The following is a 10,131-nucleotide window of genomic DNA, read 5'->3' on the forward strand; positions in this document are numbered from 1 at the left end:
TGTCGCAATCCACACCGAACCCGGAGGCCCTCCTCACACCAAGATCATCCGATCACGTGTCGCCCCGTACCCAACCTCCATGGTCAATACAGCTAGGGGCGGTCCGGGGTCGGTGGCGCGGCTGGCGATGGTGGGTGGGTAGCGGTGGTGGAGCAGGTAGTAGCGGCCTCGATCGGTGATGGTGGCGGCCCAGATTTTGTGTTTGCGGCTGATGGTGGCTAGTCCGTGGCTTTGCAGCATTCTGGTGGTGTGTTTGTGGGTGTGATCGGGCCAGTCGCGGTCGGGGCATCCGGCGTTGAGCCAGCGCAGAATGTCGAGCTGGCGTGGGGTCAAGGGTGGGGGCACCGCGGCAGTCCACCAGGAGTAGCTCGTGGGTGGAATCACGTGCGGGTGAAGACACCGGAACGGGTGACACGGCAGGGATGCTGTCGTCGGAGGGTGGGCGCGCACCGCGTGGGGGTGGTGGTTAGTTTCGGCCGCGGAGGAAACGGAGCCGGGGTGTGTGGAGTTGAGCGAGGACGGGGTCGAAGCTGACTCGGTAGCGAACGATGTCGTCGTCGAAACGCTGACTCGTTCCGCAGGGGACGCCAGGACGTGCGGCGGGAGCGTGGGTGATCGCCCAGGGTGAGTAGCAGTTCGTGTGGGCAGTTGTTGATCAGGGTGCCGCGGACGACGACCTCGAGGTTGTGGGCCTCGTGCTCGCTCACCCATGCTTGTGCTTGGGTGCTGAGGAGGGCGCGGGAGGTGGGAGGCCGGTGCTCGACTTGGGTGAGTGTGAGTGTGGCGGCGGGTGTGTGGGCGGCTCGAGCGTTTTCGTAGTTGACCTGGCCGATGATGCTGGCGACGTCGAGACCGTCCGCTGGTGTGAGCGTTGCGCCTGGTGTAGATCAGTGCTGCGATCGCGATGACGAGTGATGTCACGCTGACCCACTCGGCGCGCATCTGTCTCTCCCCCGGTTTCGGCTCCAGTTGGAGCGTGGTCTGTTCAGGGAGGCATTGTCACCGGAAGGGCTGAGTGAGTGGGGTCAGCGGCGCGCGGGTTCTGGCAAGCTGGACGGATGGACTTCGCCGAAATGCTCGCCGCTGACGTGTTGTGGGGCTGTTCGGTGGAGGTGCTGGATCAGCTCGAGGAGCTTCGCCGTCAGGCGTGGGAGGGCGTGATCACGGTGCAGCAGTGGCGCGAACAGGATGCGGAGATCCGAGCGGAGCTACCGACTGTGGATCAGGAGGCCGTTCGTGAGTTCCAGACGGCATGGATGGTCGAAGGGCCACGTGACGCTCCCGATGATGGCTTTACGCGGGTGACTCGGCGCTTATCAGCCTTGATTCAGCCTGCTCCGACTGAGGATGACCTGTGGCGCCGGCTGGTCGACATCGACGAGGATCTGAAAGACCCGAAGTTTGGGCGAGAGGTGCAGGACAGGTTTCGCGACAGCCGGGATCGCGTCGTGGTGTGGCTGCTGGAGTCAGACCGCAATCGTGATTCGGTGTCGGGTTTGCCGTGGTCGGAGGTCGCGCAGTACCGCGTGATCGAGGACCCCGACCTGGGCCCGATACCCCAATACCTCGACACCGCACGCCAGCTCGCCTACGAGAACACTTCAGCGCTGGAGCGTGACCGTGCCAGGTTGATTGTTGGTGAGTGGGACGCGAAGTACGCAGCTCTGTCCGCCAACGTCGGGGCGCTGCGGTTCACTGGGCTACCTCGCCTGCTTGTCGAAGCGGCACAGGCAGACGACGGGCTGCGGGGGTTGGCGGGTGACCAGCTGCGCATCTGGACGGACCCAGCCGTGCAGCAGGTACTCATGAACCAGACCGCGGCTGGTTGGCCAGCGTCGTGTGCCGGCTCGAGTGATCACAGCTGTTGAAGGGACAGTGTGACTGGTGATGTCGGTGTGTCGTAGTCGTCATCCACTCGTCTATCTAGTCGTCTATCCACTCGTGGCGATAGCGTGACTGTGAGCTACTAGAAAGACTACTCGAAAGCCGCTTATAGGCTTGTGACCTGCTAAGAGGGCGTGGTTGGCGGGTCTACTCGAAAGGCTACTCGAAAGCTACTCATAGGCTTGTGACCTGCTGAAGGTGCATGACTGGCGGTCTATTCGAAAGCCATGGGAGTCGTGTCGCCGTCTACTCGAAGAGGTTTAGAGTACGACTGTGACTGCTAAGGAGATCGATCAGGCGCTGGTAGCTGGTGCTGAGCAGGTGGGGTCGCTGCTGATGGCTGCGGCGGAGGATCAGTGGTTCGATCGCAAGTCGTCTCGAATGGCAGCCAAGGATCTTGCACCGGCGCTGGTGGCGTTCGCGAACGCTGAGGGCGGCACGGTGGTAGTTGGCCTGCATAGCGGCAAGGTGCAGGGGTTCGCGGCCAATACGGCGAAGTTGAACGATTTTCGTCAGGCGCCGTTTGACTACACCAGGCCGCCGGTGCGGGCTGAGTTCGACGAGGTTGCCTGCGTCAATGAGGCTGGCGACGCCGATGTGCTCCTGGTGATTCGGATCGACCCTAGCGAGCATGTTCACGAGACACAGACCGGTGACTGTTACTTGCGGGTGGGCGATGAAAGTCGCCGGTTGACGTTTACCCAGCGGCAAGAGCTTCAATACGATAAGGGGCAGAGCCAGTACGACGGCCAACCCGCCAAAGATATTGATCTTCCTGATCTGGATGGCAACCTGCTGAACCACTACAAGAAGGCGATGAGTGCGTCCAGTGTTCAGGGTATCCTTCAGGCTCGTAGTTTGCGCACCCGTAAAGGTGAGGTAACCAACGGCGGATATTTGCTGTTTGGTCGAACGCCGGGTGATTTGTTTCCTGAGGCTTATGTTCGTGTCTTGCGTTTTTTGGATACCGAGCGCGGTACGGGTGCGGGGTTGAATGTCGAGGAAGGTGCGGATCTTCGTATTGAAGGTCCTATTCCTCATGTGGTGCAGCGCGCTAGTATGGAGATCGAGAAGCTTGTTCCGAAGAAGCGAGCGTTGCTGCCGGACGGAACGTTCGGCCCGACGCCGATTGTCCCTCGTGATGCATGGCTTGAAGGATTGGTGAATGCGGTCATTCATCGGTCTTACAGCATCGCCGGTGATCACATTCGAGTCGAGATCTATCCGAACCGGATCGAAATCGAAAGTCCGGGACGCTTTCCGGGGTTGGCGAGCCCGAGTAAGCCGTTGGATATTAGTCGCTTTGCCCGAAACCCGCGGATCGCGCGGGTGTGTGCTGATCTGCGTATCGGCCAGGAGCTGGGTGAAGGGATCAAGCGGATCTTCGCGGAGATGCGGCGTGTGGGGCTGACTGATCCGATTTACCGACAGACTGCGGGTACTGTTCGGTTGAGCTTGGTGAACGTGCCCAGTATTGATCCGCGGCTCGCGGCGCAGTTGCCGTCAGGGAGTCAGCGTGTGTTAGCGATCCTTCGGTCTGCGGGTGGCTCCTTGGGGACAGGAGACATTGTGGATGCGCTCCAGATGAGCCGACCGGCGACCATGACACGGTTGAGGGCGTTGCAGAACGTTGGCCTTGTGCGCAGGATCGGTAAGTCGCAGAAAGACCCGCGGGCGGTGTGGGAACTGGTTGACGGTTCCTAGTTTGGGTCGGTCAGGGGTAGCAACTCCGCCGCCACGAGGCCGGGCGTCTGTGGGTGCATCGTGGGCGGTGGCGGTGGATGCTGCGGTGGTGGTCGTGGCAGGACGGCCGGACGCGGCTGAGGTGTGCGACGACGGATGTAGCTGTGCAGCGGGTACTTATGAAGACCGCAGGTGGTTGGCTAGCGTTCCTTCGAGTTGGCACCGCGCAGTCATTGCACGGGTTGCTCAAGAGGTGCCAGCGTTGAGGATCGACTATTCTTCGCTGCCGACATTAGGCGGAGGAGGAAGTCGCTCAGCCCGCGCCTCTCGCTGATGAATTGGCCGATGTAGCGGGTGGTGGAGCCGTCAGTTGGGTGATCACGGTCGATCATTGGGAGGTCCCGGTGCGGGTTAGAGGATGTGCAGGGTTTTCATGATGAGCAGGGCGAGGGAGACGGTGCCGGCGAAGGCGACCCCGCCGGTGGTGATTGCGGTGGCTAGGGTCGCGCCGTTGTGGGTGGTGAGGATGGCGGCGATGAGGGCGATGATGATGCCGAGCAGGACGGCGATGATGACGAGGAGCACCCTGTGGGGTGCTGGCTTGTCCATGTGTCTGGAATCTCCCTTGAGTTCTCGGCGCCCGTCGTAGAAGTGGCGAGACTAACACGCGGGACTATGCGAGACTTCGTTAGACACGGGAGGTGGGATGGTTCGGCGGACGACTGCGGTGGAGGCGGAGGGGGGGCCGCTGGCGGTGTTCGCGCGGGAGCTGCGGGAGTTGCGTGCGGCGCGAGGGTCGTTGGCGCTGGGGATCGATGAGATCAGCTCGGCTGAGGGGATTCCACGGTCGACGTTGTATGCGGCGTTAAAGGGCACCCGGCTGCCGAGTCGTGAGGTGGTGGCCGCGTTGGTGCGGTCGTGGGGTGGTGACGAGGCCGCGTGGATTGCTCGACGATCAGTCCTTGAGGATGCTGTCGCAAAGAGCGTTAGTCGGCGGCCGTCGCAGTCGCTTCGCGATGGCAGCGTCTGGACGACCGTGCAGACCAGCCGCACCGTGCTCGTGGTGGTTCGGAATTCCATTTCGCTGGCGCGAGCCTTGGACGTGGTGTCGCTGCTGGGGAAGGACGTGCGGGTCCAGGTGCTGTTCACCGTTGAGGAGGGTTCGGCGTTCGCGAGCGATCTCCCGACCATGCTTCGCGAGCAGGGTGTCGTGGAGGTGCCGTGGCATGAGGCGACGCGCCGCCGTTTCGACCTCGTGCTGGCTACCGAGATCCATTCGCGACTGGCCAGCCTGATGGGGCCCGCGGTGTTGGTTGTTCGGCGTCTTACGGAATTTCGTCCGCCGAACGGTGTCGGCGCTGCGGCGGACCGTGGGACGGCAGGTTCTGGCCTTGGATGGTCGGCCTCGCCCCAATTTGAGCATTTGTCCGGCGTGATCGGTGTGGCGGATGACACCGAGGTGGATCGTGTGCGCGCGATGGCGCCCGCGTTATCGGCTGACCCGGTGGTGGTGGGTGATCCGATGCTGGACCGTCTCGTGACGAGCTGGCCGTGCCGGGAGCACTACCGTGCTGTCCTCGGCGTTGAGGAGGAGCACTGCTTGGTGGTGGTGACCTCGACGTGGGGGCCCAGTTCGCTGTTCGGGCAGTACCCGCGTGTGCCGGAGGCGTTGCTGGAGCAACTGCCGGAGAACGGGTTCCGGGTTGCGCTGGTCTTGCACCCCAACGTGTGGGTTCACCATGGGAGTTGGCAGATCACCGGATGGTTGCGCACCGCGTTAGATCACGGACTGCTTCTGATCCCGCCCCTGGGTGGCGAGCAGGCGGCACTGGTCGCCGCCGACGTCGTGATCGGCGATCACGGTGCGTTGACGGCGTACGCCGCGGCACTGGACCACCCGGTGTTGGCAATCGATGATGAGGAGCCGGTGCAAGCAGCAACGAGGGACGGCGCATCGGCGGACGCCGTGAAGCGACACCTCTTTGATCCCGGTGGCGACCTGAGCGCCCAAGTGATGCACGCCCGGCGACACTGCGCGCCACGGAACTCGGTAGGTGAGTTGGCCGTGAAGGCTGCCGAACACACCCAGGTGTTGCGTGAGGTGTTGTACACCGCGCTGGAACTAGCGCAACCCGTAGCGCCACCAGAGTTGGCACCCGTGGACAACCCGGTACCGGTTTGCCGGTCTGCGGCCAGGCCACCCAAGCGGCTCCCCTGCATGTAGCGGTGTGGGCTTGCTGGGACGTCTCGATACACGCCACGATCGCGATCCGGGGTGACTGTTTCACGGCGCCGCGACACCTGTTTGCTTGGGATAACGTTGTCCTTGTTGTGGATAACTGGAGTCGGGTGGCGGGTAGGATTCGCGTGTGACGGTGTACGGGCGGGATGAACAGGAGTGGGAGCGGCTAGTGGAAGCCGCCCGCTCGTTCCTGGTGGAGACGGCGAAGTTGAGCCGGACGACGACCTACACGGAGTTGAACGCGGTCCTCGCGCGGCGCACGGGTGCGATGGAGTTTGACTTCAGCCTCGACCGTGACCGTGCGGCGCTGGGGCATCTGTTGGGGTGCGTGGTCGATCGCACCTACCCTTCTTTGGGGTTCATGTTGTCGTCGCTGGTGCAGTATCTCGACGCCAACGATGCCGGGCCGGGATTTTACGCTTTGGCGCAGCAGTTGGGTTTGTGGAAGTCGGGCCAGTCGCGGGAGCGTTTCTGGATTGAGCAGCTCACCGCGAGCTACGGGCACTACCGCTAGCGGATCGGTGACTGACAGCGCTGGTCGGCGACCGTGAGAGGGCCGTGGGGTGAGCGTCGCCTCATGCTTGGTGCTGTAGCCGATGTCTGGCTTTGTGCCGGGCTGGAGTCGATGACTATCGCATGATCGTACCCGGTTAGGTGGGTGCGTTCACTCCTTTGGCGGTTGGCTGTTTTTGGTTCGTGACCTGCGGATAGATGGGTTGGATGAACGGGTGACGGGTTGGGTGATCGGCTACTAGGCTCCGTGGTTATGCCTGCTGAGAAGTCGCAAGAGACAGGCCGTGAGGGTGTGTTTCGGGCGAAGCAGTACTTGGAAAGTACGACGCATCTTCGGTTGCCGTGGACGGCGTACGACCACGACTTGCTGTGCACGTTGCAGCGGGCGGATGGCAGTAAGAAGGTCTACGACCTTGCGGGGCATTTCCTGGGGCAGCGGCGGCATCTGGTGTTTGTGGAAGCGAAGAAGTACGCGACGGTCGGTAGCCAGGGCAGCATGTATACCGAGTACTTGGCGGACATCTACAGCATCAACGCTCGGGCTCGCCGAGAAGGCATGGATGACACCGCGGAATTCATGTGGGTGACGTGGCATCCGTTCAGCTTGACCAATTGGGCGAAATTAACTCACCACGAGTATGTCCGTGATGCGGTCACAGACCATGCGGCGCGGTTGAAGTTGCCGACCGAGGGTGATGAGCCACAGATCGACGACGACTTGTGTCGGCATGTCTCCGACCGCTTATGGCTCTTGGTGTGCATTGCAGCCGATATGGCAGGTCCTCGATCAGTATCAGATCTATCCCGTTGAGAAATCAGGCGAGGCGTGACCGTGGAACCCCTGGACGAACAGACACTGATGGTGCTCGCGGACCTGATCTGCGGTGATGACACCCTGCACTACCGCACCGCGGCGGAACTGGCCGACTTCTTCCGCCGCGCCGGCTGGGATGAGATGCACACCTATGACGGCGAAACCCGGCGAGCGTGGACGATCGGGCACCTGTTGCGCCGCCGTGACGATGCCCCGGCGATTGAGCAGGTCCTGTGTCGCCTGGTGGATCGACGCGAATATCCTCATCATCCCGATGTGATCGTGGACATTCAACGCAGCCTGAACCGTCTGCTGGAAGGCGAAGGAATCCATGTCGAGATCGACACCAGCCTCCGCCCGCATGTCAAACCCGGCCGCGCGGAACACACACCTGAGGCCTGGGACGATCTGAGCAGATCGCAGCTGTTGTATCGCATCGAGGACATCGTCACCGATACCAACCTGGTGCCACTGCTGAATCAACGGGTCCAGGAGATCGCCACGTGCCGCAGGACCGGGTGTCACCTGGCGGCGGTCATCCTCGCCGGCAGCCTCCTGGAGGGGGTGCTGCTGGACGCGGCAGAGAACCGGGTCATCCCGGACACGGTTTTCGACGAACCCGCGGCGAAAGAACAACGCATCCGCAAACCCAAGGACGTGTCCAACTGGACCTTGCACGCCTTAGCCTACATTGCTCATCGGTTGAGTTGGATTGACAGCGACGTCGCCGAGGTCATTGGCGCGCTGCGTAAGTTCCGCAACCTCGTCCACGCGAATCAGCAACGACAGATCATCGGCGATGTGCCCGACGAAGACACCCTCAACATGTACTGGCCCATCGTCGTGGGAGCCATCAACGACCTTGGCCGTACCAAGCCGGGTGCGAAAATACCCCGTCGTGGCCGCTCTGACCGATCGGCAGGCCCCTGGGCGATGCCGCAACGCTCACCTTAAGCGGGTCACCCGTCACAGTAGTAAGGAGTGTTGTTGTCACCACAGACGCTGGCTTGGCGGCAGGAGCAGTGGTCAGGGATACGACGGACCGCGTCAGCTGGGTTTGGGTGGTTTGGTGGGGTGGTCGGCCAGCCACGGGCCGAGGTGTTGGGTGTATTTCGGGGATGGGTCGTAGAGGCGGACGTTGGGTGGGTGGCTGGGGGTGAGGGTTTTGGTGATTTCTTTCGCCTTGTTGGCGATGTCGATATCGTTTTCTGGATCGCCCATGAGGCGGATGTTTCCGACGATGGATATGGCGCGTTTGCCGTCGGCGGTGGTGCTGTCGATTACTCCGGCGTAGTGCGGGTCACCGGCGAAGAGCAGGGTTCCGCCGGGGTGTTGGACGTGTTTGGCCATGCCGTTGAGTTCGACGATGTCGCGTCCGGTGTCCGGGTCGGTGAGCATGATGGAGTGAAATTTCTGTTCCCAGGCTCGCCAGGAGGGGAAGAAGGTGATGTGTCCTTGTAGGACGGGGATGCGTTGCCAGCGGCCGAATTTGTAGGTGTAGGTGTGCCAGGGGAAGTTGGCGAGGATGTTGACGATGCCTTCTTTGTTGTAGGCCCGGTCGGGGATGTACGAATGACGGGTGATCATGTCGTAGGTGGCGTTGAGGATGGTGTCCTCGACGAACCGGTGGGTGTCGGGGTCGGCGAGTGCGGCGCCGGGGCGGATGGGGACGTTGATGGTCATGGTTAGCCGAGTACCTGTTCGAATTTGGTGCTGACGTCCTCGGCGACAGCGGGTGGTTCGAAGGATACCGAGGACGCCATGGCCAGGACCATGGCCCGAAACTGCGGGCCGCGTGATTCGTAGGGGGTGGAGAATTCGATGCTGGCGAGTTTGTCCCCTGCCTCGGAGGGGATGTGGGCCTCGAGTTGGAACACGGGGCTGGTCGCCTCGTCGGGCAGTTCGGGTTGGCCGGGCAGCTGTGGGGTGGGGAGTTGGCGGGTGCGTTCGAGGAACAGCATGGGCCGCTCCCCCACATCCAGGAGGTCGACTTGGGCGTGTTGACCGGCGTCGGCTTTAGCGTGCACGAGATCGCATCCGATTGCTCCTTTTCTGCCACTGGGAACACTTCTGGATGGTCACTGCCGCCGGTCTGCGAGTCGGATCGTTCGTGGTAGCCCGGTGCGGTGCACGCGGTTGCGCGAGGGCCGTGTCGGACAGCGTGCTCCGTGACCCATGGGGCCAGGGGCGGGAGGACAAGCCATGCGCGCAGACGAGCGGGCGGTGTTGTGGTCGACGCGCGTCGAGAGATGGGGCTAGCGAGTAGCGGCGGAGAGTCTGGTGCTGCCGTATTTGTGGGATCTAGTCAGTGGTGAGGTTCGGTGTGGTGCGATCTGGTCTGGCGTTCCAGTGGGGAGCTGCGCTGGCGGGGTTAGGGGCCGTGGGTCCAGATGAAGCCGATGGTGGTGATGGGCATGATCCAGCCGTCCATGGTGGCGGTCAGGCTCGTGGGGTTGTTGGGTGTGGTGGTGTTGTAGTGCGGGCGGGTGTGGTGGTAGCCGGGGAAGTTGAGCATGGGATCGATGTGGGAGATCGTCGGGTCGGTGGCAGTGAAATCGACGGTGAGGCGGTGGGTGATGGTGTCGATATCGAGGTGGATGCCGTGCTGTCCGGTGGCGATCAGTGTCGTGTATTCGTAGCTGACGGTGTAGAGCTGCCCGGTCGGGATTGTGGTGGCACTGGGGTGGACGGTGTAGGTTTGTCCGCCGGGTTCGCTGGTGCGGGTGATGGGCAACGGGTCACCGTTGATGGTGTAGCGGCGTAGTACGAATGCTTCCGGGTCTTGCGGGTTGATGCTGTCGAGGTTCGCGCAGAGCCATGCTTCGACGGTGTGCGGGTCGGCCAAGAGCTGATCGTAGCGTTCTTGATCAGACACGTAGCGAAAATGTTGCGGCTCCCCTAGTAGTGCTTTGTTAGGTTCGTTGCGGGTTGTTGTGGTGTAACGGTTTCACGGTTTGGTGGCAGGTCAGGCACACGCCGGTCCAGGTCGCGAGGA

Annotated in this window: 11 protein-coding genes; 6 read left to right on the forward strand and 5 right to left on the reverse strand. The window is 62.3% G+C overall.

Going from position 1 to position 10,131, the window contains the following annotated elements; translation table 11 throughout:
* Window positions 1–33: 33 nt before the first annotated feature.
* Window positions 34–333 (reverse strand): hypothetical protein, encoded by a 300-nt coding sequence (locus tag ABD256_RS43565; RefSeq protein ID WP_344432201.1) that lies wholly within the window; start codon window positions 331–333, stop codon window positions 34–36.
* 725 nt (window positions 334–1,058) lie between these two features.
* Between ABD256_RS43565 and ABD256_RS43570 the strand changes: the two genes are divergently transcribed.
* On the forward strand, window positions 1,059–1,868 hold the full coding sequence (locus ABD256_RS43570; protein WP_344432203.1) for a hypothetical protein: 810 nt from the start codon (window positions 1,059–1,061) through the stop codon (window positions 1,866–1,868).
* A 289-nt stretch (window positions 1,869–2,157) separates the two neighbouring features.
* On the forward strand, window positions 2,158–3,588 hold the full coding sequence (locus ABD256_RS43575) for an ATP-binding protein (RefSeq protein WP_344432205.1): 1,431 nt from the start codon (window positions 2,158–2,160) through the stop codon (window positions 3,586–3,588).
* 390 nt (window positions 3,589–3,978) lie between these two features.
* On the opposite strand, the gene ABD256_RS43580 is transcribed toward ABD256_RS43575, so the two are convergent.
* A complete protein-coding gene (locus ABD256_RS43580; RefSeq protein ID WP_344432206.1) occupies window positions 3,979–4,176 on the reverse strand; it encodes a hypothetical protein in 198 nt (65 codons plus the stop codon).
* Window positions 4,177–4,273: 97 nt separating this feature from the next.
* On the opposite strand from ABD256_RS43580, the gene ABD256_RS43585 reads away from it, so the two are divergent.
* The 4 genes from ABD256_RS43585 (at window position 4,274) to ABD256_RS43600 (ending at window position 8,090) form a co-directional block, all read left to right on the forward strand.
* Window positions 4,274–5,791 carry a helix-turn-helix domain-containing protein gene (locus ABD256_RS43585; RefSeq protein ID WP_344432208.1) on the forward strand — a complete coding sequence of 506 codons (1,518 nt, stop codon included), beginning with the start codon at window positions 4,274–4,276 and terminating at the stop codon, window positions 5,789–5,791.
* 145 nt (window positions 5,792–5,936) lie between these two features.
* Window positions 5,937–6,323, forward strand: coding sequence for a hypothetical protein (locus tag ABD256_RS43590; protein ID WP_344432210.1), 387 nt, complete (start codon window positions 5,937–5,939; stop codon window positions 6,321–6,323).
* A gap of 252 nt (window positions 6,324–6,575) precedes the next feature.
* On the forward strand, window positions 6,576–7,133 hold the full coding sequence (locus tag ABD256_RS43595; protein WP_344432212.1) for a hypothetical protein: 558 nt from the start codon (window positions 6,576–6,578) through the stop codon (window positions 7,131–7,133).
* Between the two features lie 15 nt (window positions 7,134–7,148).
* Window positions 7,149–8,090 (forward strand): hypothetical protein, encoded by a 942-nt coding sequence (locus ABD256_RS43600; protein WP_344432214.1) that lies wholly within the window; start codon window positions 7,149–7,151, stop codon window positions 8,088–8,090.
* 93 nt (window positions 8,091–8,183) lie between these two features.
* On the opposite strand, the gene ABD256_RS43605 is transcribed toward ABD256_RS43600, so the two are convergent.
* From ABD256_RS43605 to ABD256_RS43615, 3 genes are all read right to left on the reverse strand, one after another.
* Window positions 8,184–8,819, reverse strand: a complete 636-nt coding sequence (locus tag ABD256_RS43605) for a hypothetical protein (protein WP_344432216.1) — start codon at window positions 8,817–8,819, stop codon at window positions 8,184–8,186.
* Between the two features lie 2 nt (window positions 8,820–8,821).
* Window positions 8,822–9,097, reverse strand: a complete 276-nt coding sequence (locus ABD256_RS43610) for a hypothetical protein (RefSeq protein ID WP_344432218.1) — start codon at window positions 9,095–9,097, stop codon at window positions 8,822–8,824.
* A 410-nt stretch (window positions 9,098–9,507) separates the two neighbouring features.
* Window positions 9,508–10,011 (reverse strand): hypothetical protein, encoded by a 504-nt coding sequence (locus ABD256_RS43615; protein ID WP_344432219.1) that lies wholly within the window; start codon window positions 10,009–10,011, stop codon window positions 9,508–9,510.
* Window positions 10,012–10,131: the final 120 nt, after the last annotated feature.

This window comes from Amycolatopsis minnesotensis (assembly GCF_039529815.1).
GTDB classification, from domain to species: domain Bacteria; phylum Actinomycetota; class Actinomycetes; order Mycobacteriales; family Pseudonocardiaceae; genus Amycolatopsis; species Amycolatopsis minnesotensis.

Coding starts and splice junctions, on each gene's coding strand:
- ABD256_RS43570 (WP_344432203.1), top strand. CDS start 1,059: ATGGACTTCGCCGAAATGCTCGCCGCTGACGTGTTGTGGGGCTGTTCG.
- ABD256_RS43605 (WP_344432216.1), bottom strand. CDS start 8,819: ATGACCATCAACGTCCCCATCCGCCCCGGCGCCGCACTCGCCGACCCC.
- ABD256_RS43585 (WP_344432208.1), top strand. CDS start 4,274: ATGGTTCGGCGGACGACTGCGGTGGAGGCGGAGGGGGGGCCGCTGGCG.
- ABD256_RS43610 (WP_344432218.1), bottom strand. CDS start 9,097: ATGCTGTTCCTCGAACGCACCCGCCAACTCCCCACCCCACAGCTGCCC.
- ABD256_RS43595 (WP_344432212.1), top strand. CDS start 6,576: ATGCCTGCTGAGAAGTCGCAAGAGACAGGCCGTGAGGGTGTGTTTCGG.
- ABD256_RS43580 (WP_344432206.1), bottom strand. CDS start 4,176: ATGGACAAGCCAGCACCCCACAGGGTGCTCCTCGTCATCATCGCCGTC.